18 protein-coding genes and 3 tRNA genes are annotated in these 21065 nt (G+C 45.7%); 14 read left to right on the top strand and 7 right to left on the bottom strand.

The features are described 5' to 3' along the window. Nucleotides 1-26: 26 nt before the first annotated feature. The 4 genes from F0228_RS23095 to orn form a co-directional block, all read right to left on the bottom strand. Nucleotides 27-102 (bottom strand) — tRNA-Gly (locus tag F0228_RS23095). Nucleotides 103-155: 53 nt separating this feature from the next. Further along, nucleotides 156-231 (bottom strand) — tRNA-Gly (locus F0228_RS23090). 51 nt (nt 232-282) lie between these two features. Beyond that, nucleotides 283-358, bottom strand: a tRNA-Gly gene (locus F0228_RS23085). Nucleotides 359-538: 180 nt separating this feature from the next. Next, nucleotides 539-1084: an oligoribonuclease gene (gene orn, locus F0228_RS23080; protein ID WP_004741326.1), complete on the bottom strand. Its 546-nt coding sequence runs from the start codon at nt 1082-1084 to the stop codon at nt 539-541. 149 nt (nt 1085-1233) lie between these two features. Between orn and rsgA the strand changes: the two genes are divergently transcribed. The 5 genes from rsgA to F0228_RS23055 all read left to right on the top strand — a co-directional run bounded on the left by rsgA (nt 1234) and on the right by F0228_RS23055 (nt 8223). Then, nucleotides 1234-2289 (top strand): small ribosomal subunit biogenesis GTPase RsgA, encoded by a 1056-nt coding sequence (rsgA, locus tag F0228_RS23075; protein ID WP_171762853.1) that lies wholly within the window; start codon nt 1234-1236, stop codon nt 2287-2289. A 125-nt stretch (nt 2290-2414) separates the two neighbouring features. Beyond that, nucleotides 2415-3326, top strand: coding sequence for an archaetidylserine decarboxylase (asd, locus tag F0228_RS23070; RefSeq protein WP_171762852.1), 912 nt, complete (start codon nt 2415-2417; stop codon nt 3324-3326). A gap of 266 nt (nt 3327-3592) precedes the next feature. Further along, a complete protein-coding gene (locus tag F0228_RS23065) occupies nt 3593-5008 on the top strand; it encodes an SLC13 family permease (RefSeq protein WP_061033204.1) in 1416 nt (471 codons plus the stop codon). A 294-nt stretch (nt 5009-5302) separates the two neighbouring features. Continuing rightward, complete coding sequence (locus F0228_RS23060) at nt 5303-7183, top strand: methyl-accepting chemotaxis protein (protein ID WP_171762851.1); 1881 nt, start codon at nt 5303-5305, stop codon at nt 7181-7183. Nucleotides 7184-7335: 152 nt separating this feature from the next. Further along, a complete protein-coding gene (locus F0228_RS23055; protein WP_171762850.1) occupies nt 7336-8223 on the top strand; it encodes a DMT family transporter in 888 nt (295 codons plus the stop codon). A 32-nt stretch (nt 8224-8255) separates the two neighbouring features. On the opposite strand, the gene epmA is transcribed toward F0228_RS23055, so the two are convergent. Continuing rightward, nucleotides 8256-9227, bottom strand: coding sequence for an elongation factor P--(R)-beta-lysine ligase (gene epmA, locus F0228_RS23050; protein WP_171762849.1), 972 nt, complete (start codon nt 9225-9227; stop codon nt 8256-8258). A gap of 451 nt (nt 9228-9678) precedes the next feature. On the opposite strand from epmA, the gene frdA reads away from it, so the two are divergent. From frdA to F0228_RS23020, 6 genes are all read left to right on the top strand, one after another. After that, nucleotides 9679-11511 carry a fumarate reductase (quinol) flavoprotein subunit gene (frdA, locus tag F0228_RS23045; protein ID WP_061033200.1) on the top strand — a complete coding sequence of 611 codons (1833 nt, stop codon included), beginning with the start codon at nt 9679-9681 and terminating at the stop codon, nt 11509-11511. Continuing rightward, a complete protein-coding gene (locus F0228_RS23040) occupies nt 11511-12290 on the top strand; it encodes a succinate dehydrogenase/fumarate reductase iron-sulfur subunit (RefSeq protein ID WP_105057805.1) in 780 nt (259 codons plus the stop codon). Before frdA ends, F0228_RS23040 begins: the two co-directional genes overlap by 1 nt. 1 nt (nt 12291) lies before the next feature. Continuing rightward, nucleotides 12292-12675 carry a fumarate reductase subunit FrdC gene (gene frdC, locus F0228_RS23035; protein ID WP_008219063.1) on the top strand — a complete coding sequence of 128 codons (384 nt, stop codon included), beginning with the start codon at nt 12292-12294 and terminating at the stop codon, nt 12673-12675. A 12-nt stretch (nt 12676-12687) separates the two neighbouring features. Further along, nucleotides 12688-13074: a fumarate reductase subunit FrdD gene (gene frdD, locus F0228_RS23030; protein ID WP_004741337.1), complete on the top strand. Its 387-nt coding sequence runs from the start codon at nt 12688-12690 to the stop codon at nt 13072-13074. Between the two features lie 464 nt (nt 13075-13538). Further along, entirely contained in the window at nt 13539-14534 is a 996-nt protein-coding gene (locus F0228_RS23025; RefSeq protein ID WP_171762848.1) for a histidine ammonia-lyase, read from the top strand. Between the two features lie 466 nt (nt 14535-15000). Beyond that, nucleotides 15001-16248, top strand: a complete 1248-nt coding sequence (locus F0228_RS23020) for an aromatic amino acid transport family protein (RefSeq protein WP_171762847.1) — start codon at nt 15001-15003, stop codon at nt 16246-16248. A 435-nt stretch (nt 16249-16683) separates the two neighbouring features. On the opposite strand, the gene efp is transcribed toward F0228_RS23020, so the two are convergent. Then, nucleotides 16684-17250, bottom strand: a complete 567-nt coding sequence (efp, locus tag F0228_RS23015; protein ID WP_004741343.1) for an elongation factor P — start codon at nt 17248-17250, stop codon at nt 16684-16686. Nucleotides 17251-17283: 33 nt separating this feature from the next. Between efp and epmB the strand changes: the two genes are divergently transcribed. The 3 genes from epmB (at nt 17284) to F0228_RS23000 (ending at nt 19439) form a co-directional block, all read left to right on the top strand. After that, the gene (gene epmB, locus F0228_RS23010; protein ID WP_171762846.1) at nt 17284-18306 is read left to right on the top strand and encodes an EF-P beta-lysylation protein EpmB; all 1023 of its coding nucleotides are present in this window, start codon (nt 17284-17286) and stop codon (nt 18304-18306) included. A gap of 13 nt (nt 18307-18319) precedes the next feature. Next, nucleotides 18320-18847, top strand: a complete 528-nt coding sequence (locus tag F0228_RS23005) for a prepilin-type N-terminal cleavage/methylation domain-containing protein (protein WP_171762845.1) — start codon at nt 18320-18322, stop codon at nt 18845-18847. 103 nt (nt 18848-18950) lie between these two features. Continuing rightward, nucleotides 18951-19439 (top strand): MgtC/SapB family protein, encoded by a 489-nt coding sequence (locus F0228_RS23000; RefSeq protein WP_004741346.1) that lies wholly within the window; start codon nt 18951-18953, stop codon nt 19437-19439. 99 nt (nt 19440-19538) lie between these two features. On the opposite strand, the gene F0228_RS22995 is transcribed toward F0228_RS23000, so the two are convergent. Next, the gene (locus F0228_RS22995; RefSeq protein ID WP_171762844.1) at nt 19539-21017 is read right to left on the bottom strand and encodes a sensor domain-containing diguanylate cyclase; all 1479 of its coding nucleotides are present in this window, start codon (nt 21015-21017) and stop codon (nt 19539-19541) included. Nucleotides 21018-21065: the final 48 nt, after the last annotated feature.

Genomic DNA, 21065 nt, shown 5'->3' with positions numbered 1-21065 from the left:
TGAATCTTGCCTTTAAAAGGCGAATTTGGAGCGATACATCGGGTTCGAACCGATGACCTCAACCTTGGCAAGGTTGCGCTCTACCAACTGAGCTAGTATCGCATTAGAAAAGGTCTTTCACCTTTTGATTACCGCTTTCGCCGTAACCTACAAATTGGAGCGATACATCGGGTTCGAACCGATGACCTCAACCTTGGCAAGGTTGCGCTCTACCAACTGAGCTAGTATCGCATAGAAAGGTCTTTCACCTTCTGATTACCGCTTTCGCCATAATCTACAAATTGGAGCGACACACGAGGTTCGAACTCGTGACCTCAACCTTGGCAAGGTTGCGCTCTACCAGCTGAGCTAGTGTCGCATTCTGAAAACGTCTTTCGCCGTTCAGGGCTGCGAATTATAAGAGCATTTTTTTGTGATGCAAGTCCTTAATGCAAAATTACGAAACTTTTTATTCAACTGCTGTAAAAGCACACAGATTTGCAAAAAAATTAGCTCTTATGTCCCTGAAAAGTTAGACAAACGTGATCAGTTTATCCGATTAGATGTTAATAATTGTTTTTCGGTAGTATTGCAGTTCGGCAATTGACTCGCGAATATCGTCTAATGCTAAGTGGCTTCCTGACTTAGAAAAACCATCTAATACTTCAGGTTTCCAACGACGAGCTAGCTCTTTTAGGGTGCTTACATCGACATAACGGTAGTGGAAGTACTCTTCTAATTCAGGCATGTGCTTGTATAAGAAACGGCGGTCTTGGCCAATGCTGTTACCACAAATCGGCGATTTACCTTTTGGTACCCACTTTTCAAGAAACGCGATCGTCTGTTCGATAGCATCTTGCTCAGTGATGGTGCTTTCTTGAATACGCTTCACTAGCCCGCTGCCAGTGTGCGTCGTTGTGCACCACTCGTCCATTTTGTCTAGTTCACTTTGAGGTTGGTGAATAGCCAAAACAGGTCCTTCAGCAAGGATGTTAAGCTCACTATCAGTCACGATAGTCGCAATTTCAATGATTTTATGAGTTTCAGGATCCAGTCCCGTCATCTCTAGATCTACCCAAATTAGGTTCTGATCGCTAAAGGACATAAGGCGTCGCCTATTTGTTTATGTTTAAAAGAGGTACTATACCCAAATAACTATACTCAAACTAGCTTTAGGACCATCGAAATCAAATGGCACCAGCAACACCAGTTTGAGTTCCCAATCATCAAGTTAGATGTGTTAAGTGAAAAATTGTGGCTAAAAAAAAGAAGTTAACTAAAGGTCAGGTACGTCGTGTACGTAGCAACCAGAACAAGCGACTCAAGAAAGAAGATTCTATCCAGTGGGATGAGAACATGCTTGGTGGTACCAAAAGCGGACTCGTGATTACACGCTTTGGTCAACATGCTGATATCGAAGATCTTGAAACAAACGAAGTTCATCGTTGTAACTTACGCCGTAGTATCGAGACTTTAGTTTCTGGTGACCGAGTGACTTGGCGTGCAGGCTTAGAGTCGATGGCTGGTATTTCAGGTGTTGTGGAAGCGGTTGAACCAAGAACCTCAATGCTGACTCGCCCAGATTACTACGACGGCCTAAAACCGGTTGCGGCTAACGTAGACCAGATGGTTATCGTGTCTGCTGTACTTCCAGAGCTATCACTTAATATTATCGACCGTTACTTAATTGCTTCAGAAACAGTAAAAATCGCACCGCTTGTTGTACTCAACAAGGTCGACCTACTGACTGAAGAGCAAATTGCTGAGTACAAAGAGACACTGAAGATTTACGAACAGATCGGCTACAAGGTGATGTTCGTGAGTAAAGAGTCTGGCTACGGCATTAAAGAGCTAGAAGCTGAACTTAAAGGCCGTATCAACATCTTTGTTGGTCAATCTGGTGTAGGTAAGTCCAGCCTAGTGAATGCGCTAATGCCGACACTCGACATCGAAGAAGGTGAAGTTTCTGAAAACTCAGGCCTTGGTCAGCACACCACCACTGCAGCTCGTTTGTACCACTTCCCTTCAGGCGGCGATCTAATCGATTCACCTGGAGTTCGTGAATTTGGCCTATGGCACTTAGAAGCCGATGAAATCACCGAAGCTTTCGTCGAGTTCAAACCTTACCTTGGCGGCTGTAAGTTCCGCGATTGTAAGCACAATGATGATCCAGGCTGCATCCTGCGTGAAGCCGTTGAGGATGGGAAGATCAGTCGACTGCGCTTCGACAACTACCACCGCATCATTGAGAGCATGGTCAACAACAAAGACAACCGTCAGTATTCACGAAACAAAAAAGCAGATCTTTAATCGCGTTTTTGTGAACAAATATGTGCAGTTACTGACAATTGGCGCGAATTTAAGTAACATCTCGCGCCCTAAAGCGTCATCGACAGATTGAATTGAAAAACACATAGCATTGGAAAATTAATACAATGGATAAGATTAAAGTTGGATTGCAGTACTGGATTCCACAACATGGACTAACTCGTCTAGTCGGCAAACTGGCGTCTGCTAAAGCGGGCGGCTTAACGACAGCGATCATCAATTGGTTCATCAAACAATACAAAGTGAACATGGATGAAGCGCTACATAGCGACCCAAAACACTTTAAAACATTCAATGAATTCTTCGTACGTGAATTGAAAGACGGCATGCGCCCTATCGCTGAAGGCGACTCTGTTATCGTTCACCCAGCAGACGCTCGCGTAAGCCAATTTGGCCCAATTACTGACGGTCAACTGATTCAAGCGAAGGGCCACGACTACTCTGCACGTGAGCTGCTAGGTGGTGATGCCGCTCTTGCTGAAGAGTTTAAAGACGGTGAATTCGCAACGCTTTACCTATCTCCAAGTGATTACCACCGCGTACACATGCCATGTGACGGTACGCTGCGTCAGATGATCTACGTTCCAGGTGACCTTTTCTCTGTTAACCCATTAACAGCTGAGAATGTTCCAAACCTATTCGCACGTAACGAGCGCGTAGTGTGTATCTTTGATACTGAGTTTGGCCCAATGGCACAAGTATTAGTTGGTGCAACTATCGTAGGTAGCATCGAGCAAGTATGGGCTGGCACGATTACTCCACCACGTGGTAACTCTGTGTACAAATGGGATTACCCAGCACAAGGCGATAAAGCAATCATCTTGAAGAAAGGCGAAGAAATGGGTCGCTTTAAGCTTGGTTCAACGGTTATCAACCTATTTGCGAAAGATGCAATCAAGTTCGACGACACGATGCAAAATGGCGAGAAAACGGTTCTTGGTACGCCTTACGCGCACATCGCTGGTAAAGAAGTTGAGACTGAAGCTGTTGATTCAGTAGAGAACACAGACCAAGCGTAATAATTTGAGTAAACTCATTTAGCTTTCAAGGCACGTTATTTGAATGAATAACGTGCCTTTTTATTACCCAGCCCTCTAACCTTCCAATACCCCTAAGCCCTGACCTAAAAGAGCAATGCATAAATCAGCGCTATAAAAGATTGACCAAAAACAAAACAGTTGCCGAAACCTTAAACAACTTTTTGATTTTCCAACCCGTCTCCAAGTACCAAAAATCCAGATAACTTACTCTATTTGAAGATATTTTATTCATAGGGTCTTTGTACATGCCTAAACTCAATGTTGGCGTTCTGGTCAAGCTGTTGATTTGTTTTGCGATTCCCTTGGGCGTGTTATTCATGCCAATAGATTCAATACCTATCGATGACCTGACGCTGATTCAACACCGCCTGCTAGCGATATTTCTACTTGCTGCCCTACTTTGGGTACTTGAACCCGTTCCAGTTTTCGCCACCTCAATACTGATCATTGCACTTGAACTGGTGATGATTTCCGACAAAGGTCTGCACCTATTTCGAAATCCACCAGCGGGACACGATCTTGGTGAATTAATTAAATATACCGACATATTCGGTGCATTTTCATCACCAATCATCATTCTATTCATGGGTGGCTTTGCTCTCGCAATCTCGGCATCTAAGTACGAACTCGATAACAACCTAGCTCGAGTGCTGCTGAAACCATTCGGTACAGAACCGCGCTTCATAATGCTTGGCTTAATGCTGATCACCGCCGTGTTCTCAATGTTTATGTCGAATACCGCAACCACTGTCATGATGCTGGCCCTGCTTGGCCCAATTGTAGCTTCGGCACCCAAAGGCGATATGGGGATCAAAGCACTCGTATTGTGTATTCCGATTGCCGCCAATACTGGTGGTATCGCGACACCAATCGGTACGCCTCCCAATGCCATTGCACTTCAATACCTAACCGGTGAAAACACCATCGACTTCCTGAGCTGGATGATGATGGGCTTACCTTTTGTGATCATCCAACTCACCATTGCTTGGTTCCTTCTTCAGAAAATCTTCCCTTCCACGCAGAAAAACATGGTGCTTAAACTCGATGGGCAGTTCAGAAAGAGTTGGCGTGCGATCGTCGTTTACGTCACCTTTGCAGCGACCATCTTGTTGTGGATGACTACCAAACTGCACGGCATGAACACCTATGTGGTCTCTATCATTCCACTGGCGGTCTTCACTTTGACGGGCATCATGGGCAAAGAAGAATTGAAACTAATCAACTGGGATGTGTTGTGGCTAGTCGCCGGTGGTATTGCGATTGGTATCGGCTTAGATAAAACAGGCTTGGCCTCTGCATTGGCACACGCGATCGACTATGAGTCTCTTTCCCCTGCAGCCGTAGTCATCACGCTATCCATCGTGTGCTGGTTAATGGCTAACTTCATGTCGAACACCGCTACGGCCAACTTACTAATGCCAATAGCCGCTGCGATTGGCGCATCGATGGAAAGCCTAGTGGCGATTGGTGGCTTACAAGGATTATTGGTTGTGGTTGCCTTCTCAGCATCACTCGGCATGATTCTTCCAGTATCGACACCACCCAACTCACTGGCTTACTCAACCGGGCTTATCGAAAGCAAAGACATGGCTAAGATGGGGATCATCTTGGGGATTGTCGGCTTGTTGATGGTTTACCTCGCGTTGTTCATCATCACCTAAAAGACGTTCAACGATCATCCTTACTCCGGACTAAGGCGCTAAATGTAAATTTAGCGCTTTTTTCGATCTATACCACTCCACCCCAAGCAATTAACTAACATTTCAATCAACAGGTAACTGTGATTTTACTTCACTGTTTTACAAAAAGCAGAGCCAATATATTAAGAATTTATGATTTCAAACACAGTCATTCAGCCTAAGACAGCGGCACTATACACGCATCAGAGACACATCAATTCACCATCAAGTACGTCACTGTAGTTAGGTTTTTGTCTAATCAGAGAGGAATGGACCTTGAGACATACTATTAAATTTAAAATTCAGATCGCCATTGCGATCATTATCGCCGTCGTGAGTGGCACCCAAGCTTGGATATCGGTTACCCAGCTAACTCAAGAGACTGAAGTCGCGATCAACCAAGAAATGAAGAATGTCAGTGTAGGGACGACCAACTACATTGCCGATTGGCTCTCGACTCGCAGTGACATGATGCTGGCCAATGAGCCAACCATTTCAAGCAACAGTAACTCAGACCGAGAATTATTGATCACCAAACAAGCCGGGCAGTTCTTGTCTGTTTATGCTGGTTTTAGCGATGGCACGATCGCTTATGGTGATAAAACGGAAAGTTGGCCAGCAGACTACGACCCTCGCACGCGTCCATGGTACAAAGATGCGAATACCGCATCAGACCTGATCATTACTGAACCGTATCAAGATTTCGATGGCAGTATCGTCATCAGCTTTGCGAAAGCCTTCAGTGGCCAAAAGCAGGGCGTACTGGCTGCGGACTTAACCGTGACGAGCATTATCGATGCGGTTCTTAACGTAAAACTGGATAACGATGGCTTCGCCTTCTTAGTGGATGGTAACAACAACATCGTGGCGTACAGCGATGAAGCGTTAAGTCAAAAACCACTCACCAGCTTAAACCCAGAACTGACCGCAAACCGAGTGTCACAACTGATTCAGAACCAAACTATCACCACATTAGCTTGGCCTGGTCAGGGAGATAAGTTGGTTTATATTGCTAACGTGCCAAACACCGATTGGTCTCTAGGCATTGTTATCGATAAAGAGCTGGCATTCTCTGCGGTCACTGATGCGATTCAATTCATCGCACTGACTTCACTTGTTCTGTACATCGTGATTTCAATCGCTAGCACCATGGTCATCAACCGACTGCTTTACCCATTACAAACCTTGTCAGAGGCGCTAACCCAGCTTGCTCAAGGCCGAGGTGACCTTACTCAACGCATCGATATCACACGCATGGATGAGATAGGTAAGCTTGCTGAGCTGGTGAACCAATTCTTAAGCCAAATGCAGAGCATGCTGAAAGGTGTCGTTGAGCACAGCCACGATTTAAACAACCACGCCGAAAAAGCCAACCAGTTGGCAACGCAATCCTCCATTCGTGTGGAGAATCAACAAAACGATATCAACCAGATTGCGACTGCAATTCATGAGATGTCGGCTACCGCAGCCGAAGTAGCGAGCCATGCAGAATTAACCGCATCCGCTTCTCAAGCCTCTGCAACCGCGTGTAATGACGGCCAAGAAGTGATTCAACAGAACCGCGATGCCATCACTAGCCTTGCGACCCAAGTAGAAGACGCGGCCAATGTTATCCGAGAGCTGGAAAACAACGCGCAAAGCATCAACCAAATTCTATCCACCATTCAAGGCATTGCTGAACAAACCAACCTATTGGCATTGAATGCTGCCATTGAAGCGGCACGTGCGGGCGAGCAAGGTCGTGGGTTTGCGGTTGTCGCCGATGAAGTTCGAGTGCTAAGCCAAAGAACGCACGGCTCAACGGAAGAGATCCGTGTGATGATCGATACCCTACAGAAGAATACTGAACATGCGGTGGATAGCATGACCACCAGCACTCAACTGGCAGAAAACAGTGTTGGCTTCGCAGAACAAGCACACGACAGCCTGTCTAAAATCACCCAAGCCATAAGTGAAATCAACGATATGGCACTACAGATAGCCAGCGCAGCCGAAGAGCAACGAGCAGTAAGCGAAGACATCAGCCGTAATACACAAGGGATCAAAGATGCCTCTGACGACCTAGCCCAACAAGCTGAAAGCAGCCGTAATAGCTCAAATGAAATGAGTAACGCTGCTGAGTCGATGCGTCGAGATGTCGAGCGCTTTAAGGTATAAAGCCTCGCTATTTAGACAAGCGAAACGGATAACTGGAGTAAACCTATCACTGGGGAGCAAAGCCGTGCATTTATTAAGAATCGCTTTGTTCTCAGTTCGGTTTGATGCATATTGATGAGCTAATTTATCCCAGACACAAGGACTGTTAATCGATGGGGTTCGAATGGTTGGCTCTCGCTGCTGCTTTTCTTTGGGCTATCGCAAGCCTAATGTCCGTAAAGCCTGCTCAACACCTAGGTTCTTTTGCCTATAGCCGCTGGCGTATGGGCTGCACTGCGGTCATCTTATCAAGCATGGCTTGGTTTACGGGTGGCTGGTCAACTGTCGAAACAGACTTAGTCACACCGATGATGCTATCAGGGCTGATTGGCATCTTCATTGGTGATACCGCCCTATTTGCCTGTTTGAACCGAATGGGCCCGCGCCAAGCTGGCTTACTGTTCTCTTGTCACGCTGTGTTCTCTGCGATTCTCGGTTACTTCCTGTTTAGTGAGAGCATGACCTCTGGCGAGCTTATTGGCTCGGCCTTGGTATTCAGTGGCGTATTAACCGCGATATTCTTTGGTCGTCGAGGCCAAGCTAATAACCAACTTGAAACCATCAAGGGCACCGTATGGATTGGTGTCGCTCTCGGAATCACGGCGGCTATCTGCCAAGCATTGGGGGGGATCATCGCAAAGCCAGTGATGCAAACTAGCATCGACCCGGTAGCTGCCTCTGCGATTCGAATGATCACCGCCTTTGTCGCCCACTCCGCATTTCGTTTAACGGGTGCTAAACTTTCACGCGCAATCAACCCAATGAATGGTCAGATATTCGCGATTACCGCAGTGAACGGCTTTCTTGCTATGGCGGTGGGAATGACGCTGATCTTATATGCACTGCAAGAAGGAAATGTCGGCATGGTTGCTCTACTCTCTTCAACCACACCTATCATGTTGCTGCCCATTCTATGGCTATACACCAAGCAGAGACCAAACGCCTACGCTTGGATTGGTGCCATTGTTGCCGTAGTGGGTACTGGTATTCTTGTCAGCTAATCGAGCAGCTAGCTAACTGCTGCCAACTAAAGTTAAGAACGTGGGAATGGGAAAGCGGTCACATCATCAATATGGTCGTAACCCAAAGCCAGCATGATTAACCTATCGATACCCAGTGCAACACCCGCACAGTCTGGTAGGCCTGCTTTTAGCGCCTCAATTAGATGATGGTCAATCGGCTGAGGCGACAAGCCCATCTCGATACGCTTGGCATTATCATCTTCAAAGCGTTTAAGCTGCTCTTGTGGCTTATCTAACTCATGAAAGCCGTTTGCCAGCTCGATACCTTTGAAGTACACCTCAAAACGGTCAGCCACTCGCGAATCATTCGGGTTAATCTTGGCTAATGCCGCCTGTGAAGCTGGGAAGTCATAAACAAATGCGGGCACTGTCTGGCCAATCTTTTCTTCGACACCCACGCTAAATAGCAGTTGCAGCAAGGTATCGCGGTCTTCTTCAGGGTCGGCAATATCACTTAACCCAAGCTTGGCTGCCGCTTGTTTTAGAGTATCCATCGAATCTTCAAGAGGACACACACCTAGCACGTCTATGAAGGCTTGTTGGTAAGTCATACGCTCAGCTTCGCCCGACTTTAAGATTTGCTGTAGTAGCAAGTCCATTTCATCCATCAGGTCATGATGATCAAAACCGACACGATACCACTCCAGCATAGTGAATTCAGGGTTGTGGTAACGGCCGTTCTCTTCGTTACGAAACGACTTACAAATTTGGTAAATACAGCCACTACCTGCTGCCAACAAGCGCTTCATATGAAATTCAGGGCTTGTCATAAAAAACAGAGGCTGGCCTTGCGCGTAACCTGGGCCAACGAATTCAGTTTTGAAGGTATGCAGATGCACATCGGTCACCGTGGCGTGACTCATGGCTGGCGTATCGACCTCCATCACGTCTCGCTCTGCAAAAAACTGGCGGATTTGACTAAGGATATCAGCACGTTGCTTTAACTGCTTAATTGTTGCGGCAGGTTGCCATGTAGAGTGCATTACTAAGTTCCATATCACTGAATTCTAGGCGACGAAAATTATCACTTTTCGCTGCTTTTGTAAGCTTCTATCTTTGCTTTTATTAAACCGTCGTGCTGTTTAGATGAAGCCATAAAATCACGTTCTACAATACAATTATTAATATTCAACCCCACCCAACATTGATAACAAAAATCATACTCAACAAGCCGTTAACACAAGCCCTGTGGACGAATCGTTATCAATAATTGATTGCCGTGATTGCAGTCACATAACCTATAAATTCTATGCCTCCATATGCATTACCGAAGCAAAAACCTAAATACATCAATTTTTCAAACCCCCTCCTCTCTTACACTGAACCTACCACTTAAGGCTTAGGGGGGATGATCGGTTGATGCCGTTTACTGCTCTCTAAATAGGCTTTTTATAATAACAAGCGGAATACTCCGCATCACACTGGAGAATAACTGTGAAGACAATTACCACAGATATCGCAGTCATCGGCGCAGGCGGCGCTGGTCTTCGTACAGCTATTGCAGCAGCTGAAGCTAATCCTGATTTGGAAGTAGCACTGATTTCTAAAGTTTACCCAATGCGTTCGCACACGGTAGCAGCAGAAGGCGGTTCAGCAGCGGTAATTAAAGACGAAGATAGCCTAGATAACCACTTCAACGATACTGTTGGCGGTGGCGACTGGCTATGTGAACAGGATGTTGTTGAATACTTTGTTGAAAACGCGACTCGCGAAATGATCCAAATGGAACAATGGGGCTGCCCATGGAGTCGTAAAGAAAACGGTGAAGTAAACGTACGCCGATTCGGCGGTATGAAGGTAGAAAGAACGTGGTTCGCAGCCGATAAAACTGGCTTCCACATGCTTCATACTCTGTTCCAGACTTCGATGAAGTACGACCAAATCAAACGATTTGACGAGTACTTTGTGGTGGATTTAATCGTTGAAGAAGGCGAAGTACAAGGCCTTATCGCGATTCATATGTCTGAAGGTGAGCTTGTTACCATCAAAGCAAAATCGGTTGTTCTAGCAACCGGTGGCGCAGGTCGTGTTTATCACTGTAACACTAATGGCGGCATCGTAACCGGCGACGGTATGGCAATGGCTTATCGCCACGGTGTGCCACTACGTGACATGGAGTTCGTTCAATACCACCCAACAGGCCTACCGGGTACTGGCATCTTGATGACCGAAGGTTGTCGTGGTGAAGGCGGTATCATCGTTAATAAGAACGGCTACCGTTACCTACAAGATTACGGCATGGGCCCTGAAACTCCAGTGGGCGAGCCGAAAAACAAATACATGGAACTGGGTCCTCGCGACAAAGTTTCTCAAGCATTCTGGCACGAGCAGCAAAAAGGCAACACCATCAAGCACCCTCTTGGTGATGTAGTACACCTTGACCTTCGCCACCTTGGTGAAGAGTACCTGCAAGAGCGTCTACCGTTCATCTGTGAGCTGGCGAAAGCTTACGTGAACGTCGACCCTGCAAAAGAGCCAATCCCAATTCGTCCGACTGTTCACTACACCATGGGTGGTATTGAAACTAACGGTACTTGTGAAACTCGCATCAAAGGCCTATTCGCTGTTGGTGAATGTGCTTCTGTTGGCCTACACGGTGCAAACCGCCTAGGCTCAAACTCTCTGGCTGAGTTCGTAGTATTTGGCCGCGTTGCTGGTGAGCATGCAGTGAAACGCGCAGCAGAGTTCAAAGGCTGGAATGAAGAGTCTATCGCTAAGCAAGTGAAAGCGGTTGAAGATCGCATCGCTGCGCTAATGAACCAAGAAGGCGACGAGAACTGGGCTGATATCCGTACTGAAATGGGTCACACCATGGAAGCGGGCTGTGGTATCTACCGTCAAGAAGACTTGATGCAAGAGACCATCAACAAGATCACTGAACTGAAAGCGCGCTATAAGAAGATCAGCATTAAAGACAAAGGCAAGGTGTTCAACACTGACCTACTTTACGCTATCGAAGTGGGCTACGGCCTAGAAGTCGCAGAAGCAATGGTTCACTCAGCGATCCTTCGTAAAGAGTCTCGCGGTGCACACCAACGTCTAGACGACAACTGCACAGAACGTGATGACGTGAACTTCCTGAAACACTCTCTATCGTTCTACAACGAAGATGCAGCACCAACTATTGACTACAGCGGTGTGAAGATTACTAAATCTCAACCTAAAGCTCGTCTATACGGTGAAGCAGCAGAGAAAGCCGCTGCCGCTGAAAAAGCTGCAGAAGCGAATGCTAAGAAAGATGAGAAGAGCGAAGAGGAGCAAGCATAATGTCAGCGAACCGTATCCAAAAAGTAGACATTCTGCGCTACGACCCAGAGAAAGATGCAGAACCTTACATGCAGACTTTCGAAGTACCTTTCGATGAAACCATGTCGGTACTTGATGCGATTGGTTACATCAAAGATCACCAAGACAAAGACCTTTCATACCGTTGGTCTTGTCGTATGGCGATCTGTGGCTCTTGCGGCATCATGGTTGATGGTGTGCCTAAGCTAGCGTGTAAGAGCTTCTTACGTGACTACCCGAACGGCCTAACTATCGAGCCGCTTGCTAACTTCCCAATCGAGAAAGATTTGATTGTCGACATGACGCCGTTCATCGAGCGCCTAGAAGCGATCAAGCCTTACATCATTGGCAACGACCGTAAACCTGAAGACGGCACTAACCTACAAACACCTGAGCAAATGGCGAAGTACAAACAGTTCGCTGGCTGCATCAACTGTGGTCTTTGCTATGCGGCGTGTCCTCAATTTGGTCTGAACCCTGAGTTCATCGGCCCTGCAGCATTGACTCTTGCTCACCGTTACAACTTAGATAGCCGTGACAACGGTAAAGATGAGCGTATGAAGCTTATCAATGGTGAAAATGGCGCTTGGGGCTGTACGTTTGTTGGTTACTGTTCTGAAGTATGTCCGAAGAAAGTAGACCCAGCAGCGGCGGTTAACCAAGGTAAAGTTGAGTCTTCAATGGACTTCGTTATCTCGATGTTCAAACCTGACGGTACATCAGTTAGCAAGAACCAAGTAAAAACAACAGAGGAGGCATAAGATGAGCAATCGTAAGCCTTATGTTCGTGAGATGAAGAGAACGTGGTGGAGCAACCATCCGTTCTACCGCTTCTACATGCTACGTGAAGCAACTGTACTGCCTTTGATTCTGTTCACGGTATTCCTAACCTTTGGTTTGGGTGCGCTAGTGAAAGGCCCTGAAGCGTGGGCTGGTTGGTTGAGCTTTATGGCGAACCCTATCATTGTCGGTATTAATATCGTGGCTCTGCTAGGCAGCTTAATGCACGCTCAAACCTTCTTCAGCATGATGCCTCAAGTAATGCCAATCCGCCTAAAAGGTAAATTGGTAGATAAAAGAATCATCGTACTGACTCAGTGGGCAGCGGTGGCTTTTATTTCTTTAATCGTTCTTGTTGTGGTGTAAGGAGCTTTCGTTATGAACACAAACTACAAAGTTAAGCCTGTTAACCACAACCCTCAACGCTCTGATGAGCCAATCTGGTGGGGTCTATTCGGCGCTGGCGGTACTTGGTTTGCGATGATCACACCAATCACGATTCTAGTGTTAGGTATCTTAGTGCCAATGGGCATCATCGATGCAGAAGCAATGAGCTACGAGCGTGTGTCAGAGTTCGCCACTAGCATTATCGGTGCACTATTCATCATCGGTACTCTAGCACTGCCAATGTGGCACGCAATGCACCGCCTTCACCACGGCATGCACGACCTGAAATTCCACGTCGGCGTTGCAGGTAAAGTAGGCTGCTACTTCTTTGCAGGCCTAATTAGCGCATTGTCTGTTATTTTCATCTTTATGATTTAAGAGCAGATTCGAGATTCGGTTAACCGAGTATCGAAGAGCTTAAAAGCAGATGCGGGATTCGAGTAATCGAGATTCGAAGAGCTTAAGAGCGAAAAGACTAAAAGCAGAGCAGGATTATCTTGTTCTGCTTTTTTGTTGCTTGTCGAATATCACACACCTAGCTCACTAGCTCTTGCTCTTCCTGCTTTTCGTATCCCGTATTTCGCTTACTCTCATCTGCCCTTCCAGCTCTTCGTATCCCGTATTTCGCTTACTCTCATCTGCCCTTCCAGCTCTTCGTATCTCGCATCCCGCTTACTCTAATCTGCTCTTCCCGCTCTTCGTATCCCGCATCTCGTTTACGCGCATCTGCCCTTACATAGGCTTACGCTGACTTACATTCCTTCATTTCACTAAATGATACCGTTGCGACAAATAATAAAAACAAATCACTCAACACCCATTCAATTAAATTAGTGAATATTATGAAACCAATATTTTTAGCATTACTTACCCTAGCCGTGGCGGGTTGTAATGGTTCATCTAGCGGCAACTCTTCGACTTCTACATCAACAGCGAAACCAAAGTCACTAGTCACCGTTTATTCATCTGTAGATAACTGCTCAACAGCAGCAGACGTGCCAAACTGTAGCTTCGAGAAAGGTATTTACGTATTAAAAGCGAATTCAACCGTAACGGATGAACAGCACCAGCGTGTAATAAGCCAAGTAAAGAACTTCACGACATGGGCAAGTGAAGACGTTCAAAAGCAGTTGAACAAGAAAAGCCTAATCATTGGGGTCATGGAGACAGAACCTGATGGCTCTACAGCCGCCGACCAATTTGTTATTGCACTTAGCCAAGCGAAGCAAATCGTAGATGGTGTTGAGTTGGTGTATACCGCTCTTGGCGGAAAAGATGAGACCAAAAAGTCAACGACATATCAAAAGCTGATGCAGCTTTTCGATTACTACGTTGATGATAACCAAAACAACCTGTTAGGTTCGGACTTGAGTGACGCATACGACACATTTAGAGTGGTGCTTGCCGTTCAAGATGGCCTGGCATCTGTCGCTGGTATGGAGTCGCTCCATTTCAACGAATGTAACTACGGAAACGGCCAGCTGACAGCTCAGCGAGCATTGGGGACACCAACCCCGTGTACTGAGGGTGGTAAAACAACCGATGATGACGGAAATGACATTTCCAATGGTAAGATTGACCCTATACATGAAGATACCAATGCAAACCTGAACCCAGGCTCACTGCTTGGTTTAATTTACGAATACAAAGTATCTCCAAAGCTGAGTGAAGGTGGCGGTGAACTGATCGGTTCAAGAGGTACTAAGTTCAAAATCGCTGGAGAGGTCGGTTCTGGTAATTTAGATAGTGATCCAGCCTCTGTATTTGTCTCTTGGGCTAACCCTGCATTTATGCCGTTAAACAACTACCTAGAGACACACTTCTTTGCCAATAAGTAACTGACTAATAAAAAAGCAAAGATAAAAACAACAAAGCTGGCATCTTGCCAGCTTTGTTGTGAGCTACGGGTTGTATCTCATCGAGATATGCTCATCAAAGAAAGGTAGCGATGTCATCCAGTGCATAGTGCTTCCTTGCGCTTACTGGTGTTTGATTCACTATAGTCACAAATTTTCGACTCGCCTGTTCATCTTTGTCAAAGCAACGTGATAGTGAGATGCAGTTCAACTATTCACCAACCGTTCTTTGCCTCACATCAATTGGTTTTAAAAAGTCGCTTGAGAATGCATTTGAGGCTCATCATTAGCGCAAATAAAGAAAGTGAATAGCACGATCTCTATCACTAATAAGAGCCCCTCGATTTTGATTTTTGCGATTACCATAATCGCAACCCATTGTTTAAATTGAAGTCATTGATAAAACCATTAGCATTTGCCCCTTTCTTATACAAACGGTTACCTATCCATGCACCAATCAGATACAGCTTTAAACAGTCAAAGCGGGCGTTGGACACAGCACGATACTCAATGGGTATTGAGTTTATTTGGTACAGCTGTCGGCGCTGGTATTCTCTTCTTACCGATCAACCTAGGCCTCAGTGGTTTCGTTTCATTGCTCATCATGGCAACCTTAGCGTTCCCTATGACTTTCTTAGCGCACCGTGGCTTTACTCGGTTCGTTCTATCTTCCAGCCAAAAAGACGCAGACTTTACCGATGTAGTTGCTGAGCACTTTGGAGCCACTGCGGGACAAATCATTTCACTGCTGTACTTTTTGTCTATCTTCCCAATTTTATTAATTTATGGTGTCGGGCTAACGAATACCGTCGATAGCTTTATGGTTAACCAAGCTGGGCTAGAGTCACTGCCGCGACCTTTGCTGTCGGGGGCCTTAGTGACAGGGTTAATCGCAGTGATGATCGCTGGCGAGAAAATCATACTTCGTACACTCTCGTTGATGGTTTATCCCCTAGTCGCGATTCTGCTATTTTTGTCTGTCTACTTGATTCCAAGCTGGCAGGTTCCTGAGCTGACAATGCCTTCATTATCTTCTTTGGGCAGCACGCTATGGCTATCGACACCAGTAGTGATCTTCTCATTCAGTCATTTAGCAGCGCTCTCCTCATTTGCTCACGCTCAACGCAGCCATTACGATGACAGCGCTAGAGGGAAGTCAGAGCACATCTTACGACGTACCAGCATCATGCTGATCATGTTTGTGATGCTGTTTGTATTTTCTTGTGTTTTGACACTGTCTCCTGAACAGCTAGCACAAGCGAAGGAACAAAACGTGTCGATTTTGTCTTATCTGGCCAATGTTAAAGACAATCCGTTCATTGCGACGCTTGGCCCAATTGTGGCGTTCCTAGCGATAACATCATCGTTTATTGGCCACTTCTTAGGTGCGAGAGAAAGCATGGTCGGGATGCTAACCAAAAGTACTTCCCTATCAACATCTTTGGCTCATAAAGTGACAATAATCTCGCTGTTTGCATCGATTTGGGTAGTAGCGATTATCAACCCAAGCATTTTAGGAATGATGGAAGCCTTGTCAGGCCCGGTGATCGCGATGATTTTGTTCGTCATGCCTATGGTGGCCGTGTTTAAGGTGGAGGCGTTACGCCGCTATCGCAGTGATCTGTCGTGCGTATTCGTCTTGTTGGTGGGTGTCATCGCTGTAAGCGCGTTGGTGTTTAGCTTGCTTAAGCCATAGCGGGTTAGGGACAAAAAGCAGATTCGGGATTCGAGTAAACGAGTATCGAAGAGCTTAAGAGCTGATACGGGATTCGGGTAAACGAGTATCGAAGCGCTTAAGAGCAGATACGGGATTCGGGTAAACGAGTATCGAAGTGCTTAAGAGCTGATACGGGATTCGGGTAAACGAGTATCGAAGTGCTTAAGAGCTGATACGGGATTCGGGTAAACCAGTATCGAAGAGCTTAAGAGCGAAAAGAATCAAAGCAGAACAATACTATTTTGTTCTGCTTTTTTTATTTTTCGTATCTCGTTTACACGCATCTGCCCTTCAAGCTCTTCGCATCCCGAATCCCGTTTACTCGCATCTGCTTTTTTTAATACAAAAAAAGGCCGCACAAGCGACCTTTTTCATTTAACTGAACCACCTTAAATCAAGGTGAGTACAATCAAGTTACTTCACACGACCAACGTATTCGCCAGTACGAGTATCTACTCTTACAACTTCACCGATAGCGATGAATAGAGGTACGCGAACTACCGCGCCAGTTGCTAGAGTTGCAGGCTTACCACCAGTACCCTGTGTGTCGCCTTTTAGGCCAGGATCTGTATCAGTTACTTCGATCTCAACAAAGTTTGGTGGAGTTACTGTGATAGGGTTATCATTCCACAACGTTAGAGTACATACGTCGTTTTCAACTAGCCATTTAGCTGTGTCGCCCACTGCTTTTACTTCAGCAGCGATTTGCTCGAATGTTTCGTTGTTCATGAAGTGGTAGAATTCGCCATCGCTGTATAGGTAGCCTAGTTCAACGTCTACAACGTCAGCTAGTTCTACTGTATCGCCTGACTTAAATGTTTTCTCTAACACTTTGCCTGACAGCAGTTTACGAAGTTTTACACGGTTAAACGCTTGGCCTTTACCCGGCTTAACGTATTCATTTTCGATAATTGAGCAAGGCTCGTTATCCATCATGAATTTTAAACCGCCTTTGAATTCATTGGTGCTTACTGACGCCATGATTTCCTCTTACACATCTTTGAGTTGATTTCAATGCCGCATATCATAACCCGAAAAGTCGAATCTGTTGAGCAAAACTGGCTCAAACAACTATCGAATGCGATCTCAGACCCGACAAAACTCCTTGAAGCATTGGAAATAGACCCAACACCGTGGCAAGCAGGCTTTGCTGCACGTGAGTTATTTGCGCTTCGGGTTCCTCTTAGCTTTGTCGAACGAATGGAAAAAGGCAACCCACACGACCCTTTGCTGCGACAGATTTTACCGCTAAGCGAAGAGTTTGAGGTTCATCAGGGTTACTCTGCAGATCCATTAGAGGAGCAAGACAACGCGATCCCGGGGTTATTACATAAATACAAGAACCGCGCATTGATGATTGTGAAAGGCGGTTGTGCGATCAACTGCCGTTACTGCTTTCGCCGCCACTTCCCTTATCAAGACAATAAGGGCTCAAAGTCGGTGTGGCAAACCAGCCTCGACTATGTAACTCAACACCCTGAGATTAATGAAGTTATCTTATCAGGTGGCGATCCACTGATGGCCAAAGACAGCGAAATCGAATGGCTGATTCACGCTATCGAACAAATCCCCCATGTGAAAACCGTTCGTATTCATAGCCGTTTACCAGTGGTGATCCCAGCACGTATTACTGACGAACTTTGCCAAGTGTTATCTAAGACTCACCTAAATATAGTGATGGTGAGCCATATTAATCACGCCAATGAAATCAATGCAGAGCTCAAACAAGCGTTCCTTAAATTAAAGCTTAGTGGCGCGACTCTGCTTAATCAGGGCGTGATGCTAAAAGGCGTGAACGACAGCGTTAACTCATTGAAAGAATTGAGTGAAAAGCTATTCGATACCGGTATTTTACCGTATTATATGCACGTGCTTGATAAGGTCCAGGGCGCCGCTCACTTCTACATCTCAGACGAAGAGGCGAAGCATTACTTCAAGGGATTAATCTCTGAGGTTTCTGGCTACCTAGTACCCAAGTTAACCCGCGAGATCGGTGGCCGAAGCAGTAAAACACCTCTCGACCTACACATTGAATAGAGAAGTCGTATCGATGAAACACAATGCTTCAGTTATGCCACCAGCTTTAGCTAACCACGCAAAAGGCTTTACTATCATTGAACTGGTTGTGGTGATCGTGATTCTGGGCATTATTTCTGTAACGGCGGCTTCCAAGTTTCTCAACCTTCAAACCGATGCACGTATCTCGACATTAAACGGCCTTAAAGGTGGCATGGAGAGCGCAAGTGCTATGCTTTATGGTAAGACATCAGCATTAGGATTAGATAAGGCAGTCAGCGCGTCGATTAATGTTGAAGGCGACGATATTTTAGTAGCGTATGGCTATCCTGCAGCAATGAATGATCAAACTTGGTCACTGCTTATCGAATCCACATTTTTAGATGCAGTTTGGGACACTGGTAGGGCTGACTGGTTCTTTACCAATACAGATGCGGATGATGGCATCATTTTGTACGCACCTTCTAGCCGAAAAAAACAATCTGATAACTGCTACCTTGAGTATCAAGAGGCGACTGAGACTACGACACCTGTCTTCACATTAACTACAACAGGCTGTTAGATTTTATTAGCAACATCAATCGTTAAGACAAAAAGTTTTTGTTCGATCGTCCGGTCTATTATTAGCATACTCGGCTCTATTCTAAATTTTTAGGAGGGGTGATATGTCACAATTTATAGAACAAACTTTAAACCTTGCCCCCTTTAGCTGGGCAGGACTAGCAGTGTGTATGCTGTGTGGTTCGTTAATCGGTATCGAGCGACAAACACGCGGTAAACCAGTAGGTATCAGAACCTCGATTCTGATCATCAGCGGTACCTATTTCTTCCTTACCATGGCGATTAGCCTGTCCCCAAACACACTCGACCAGGCTCGTGTACTTGGTCAGATCATTACTGGTGTTGGTTTCCTGGGTGCGGGTGTGATGATGACACTCGATGGCAAAATTCATGGTGTAACTTCAGCTGCCATTATTTGGGTATTGGCGGCACTTGGGATGATGATAGCGCTTGGTCACCTTTCACAATCGGTTATTATCACGCTATTAGCGTTGGCAATCTTGCTTGGTGTAGATAAAGTGGAAAACAGCTTCCAAAGCCTACGTCGTGGTGTTCACCAAAAGTGGATGAGAAAAGGCCGCGTGAAGAAATAATACCGTCCTTCAAAGCCTTCTCCTCAAGACCTAAATGCACGACCACTGATACAAAAAAGCCTAGTCAATCGACTAGGCTTTTCGTTATTTGGTGGGGTGCTAATACACCTCAATACACACTCGGTTCTTACCCGCGGCTTTGGCCTTGTAGAGCTGCTCATCAGAAGATCGGATACTCTGGTTTTCCCACAAGTGCCCTACGCTGTCGAACTTATACAGAGAATAAAGGGTAGCTCCACCAGACACCGAAATATTAACCTTATCCCCAGCTGGTGTTCGATAGCACTGCAAGCTGATATCATTCTGAATTCGCTCAAAGATCGATGAAAGCAGCTCAGAAGACTCGCCTGTAATCGCGACCACAAACTCTTCACCGCCAAATCTAGCGACGATATCTTGCTGACGAACGCTGTTTGTCATCAGTTGAGCCACATGACAAATCACCTCATCCCCTACCTTATGACCATAGTGATCATTAACCACTTTAAAGTCATCGATATCAAACACGCCAACGCCAATAATAGGTTCTTCATCTTGCGCTAACAGTCGCGCTTCAAAGCCACGTCGATTCAATAAACCGGTTAATGGGTCTTGCATCGCTAAGTCATTCAAACGGTTATGTTCTTGCTTGGTATAGAAACGCCATAGCCATAATGCTGAGACAATATATAACGCCAACAGTATCGATAACTGAGCGCGCTCCATCTCTAACACATGTAAGAAGTGTTCACTCTTGTCCTCTTCGATGGTCAGATAGAGTTGAGTATTAATACCATCTACATATAACGGTCGAGAGTGAGTAAAGTCCATCAGACCATACTTATTTAGCCCTCTAACGCTGGTTATCTCATAACCGTGTTTAGGGTTTGATACCAGATTAGAAACGTAGCCATCAACACCTAATATCCCTTTGAACTCACCGTCAACGTAGATTCCCTTGGTCAAGGTCACCACCTTCTCACCTGTTAGGTAATCATCGTACTGTCCGGTATAAACAACCTGATGCTTGTCCTGTGACAAACCAAAGCGAACCGTATTAATCCAATATGGCCGGCTATTTACGACAGAATCGAACGCATCGCCTTTCATATATTGGGCAATATCAGAGGGGGAAGAAATAACAAACTTCTCTTTCGAGATAAAATAAATCGCTGAAATGGTATCAATGGTATTAGCGAAATAAGCCATGGTAGGTGCTATAAACAAACGCTTACCCGCCTCCGAATATAGCCCGGAGTTAGGGTCACACATCTCAGTTGGACCTGAAAACATGAAATCAAAGCGAGGGGCTTGCGGGTCCTCACTAATGAAATAACACGTCTCGTCTTCTACCTTTTTGTCGTGCGAAAAAGCATAGGTGTCACCATGCAACGGATAGAGCGCCGTGATGTTGTATTCAAGCGCATTAATGATCTGTGTGAGCTCCGCTAAAGAGCGTGTTACGCCTTGGTTTTCATTTCCATACTGTTTACCTGATTCTTCCGCTGAATCAACGAGCAATAAGCTCAAAACTACTAAAAAACTGGCGGTCAGGCCTAAGAAAGCCTTCTTAAAATCGATAGTATGGGGATTAATCAAAGCATATAAATCATCGTTGAAAATTTAGAGAACATTGTACCAATAAAT

Source organism: Vibrio sp. 99K-1, from assembly GCF_013114585.1.
In the GTDB taxonomy this organism is placed as follows: Bacteria; Pseudomonadota; Gammaproteobacteria; order Enterobacterales; family Vibrionaceae; genus Vibrio; species Vibrio chagasii_B.
This window is presented reverse-complemented; position numbering and strand designations above follow the sequence as displayed.

Excerpts from the sequence above, each read along its gene's own strand:
- epmB (WP_171762846.1), top strand. The coding sequence starts at position 17,284 with ATGCCGCATATCATAACCCGAAAAGTCGAATCTGTTGAGCAAAACTGG.
- F0228_RS23065 (WP_061033204.1), top strand. The coding sequence starts at position 3,593 with ATGCCTAAACTCAATGTTGGCGTTCTGGTCAAGCTGTTGATTTGTTTT.
- F0228_RS23000 (WP_004741346.1), top strand. The coding sequence starts at position 18,951 with ATGTCACAATTTATAGAACAAACTTTAAACCTTGCCCCCTTTAGCTGG.
- F0228_RS23020 (WP_171762847.1), top strand. The coding sequence starts at position 15,001 with ATGCACCAATCAGATACAGCTTTAAACAGTCAAAGCGGGCGTTGGACA.
- F0228_RS23025 (WP_171762848.1), top strand. The coding sequence starts at position 13,539 with ATGAAACCAATATTTTTAGCATTACTTACCCTAGCCGTGGCGGGTTGT.
- efp (WP_004741343.1), bottom strand. The coding sequence starts at position 17,250 with ATGGCGTCAGTAAGCACCAATGAATTCAAAGGCGGTTTAAAATTCATG.
- F0228_RS23005 (WP_171762845.1), top strand. The coding sequence starts at position 18,320 with ATGAAACACAATGCTTCAGTTATGCCACCAGCTTTAGCTAACCACGCA.
- orn (WP_004741326.1), bottom strand. The coding sequence starts at position 1,084 with ATGTCCTTTAGCGATCAGAACCTAATTTGGGTAGATCTAGAGATGACG.
- asd (WP_171762852.1), top strand. The coding sequence starts at position 2,415 with ATGGATAAGATTAAAGTTGGATTGCAGTACTGGATTCCACAACATGGA.
- F0228_RS23040 (WP_105057805.1), top strand. The coding sequence starts at position 11,511 with ATGTCAGCGAACCGTATCCAAAAAGTAGACATTCTGCGCTACGACCCA.
- epmA (WP_171762849.1), bottom strand. The coding sequence starts at position 9,227 with ATGCACTCTACATGGCAACCTGCCGCAACAATTAAGCAGTTAAAGCAA.
- frdD (WP_004741337.1), top strand. The coding sequence starts at position 12,688 with ATGAACACAAACTACAAAGTTAAGCCTGTTAACCACAACCCTCAACGC.
- frdC (WP_008219063.1), top strand. The coding sequence starts at position 12,292 with ATGAGCAATCGTAAGCCTTATGTTCGTGAGATGAAGAGAACGTGGTGG.
- F0228_RS23055 (WP_171762850.1), top strand. The coding sequence starts at position 7,336 with ATGGGGTTCGAATGGTTGGCTCTCGCTGCTGCTTTTCTTTGGGCTATC.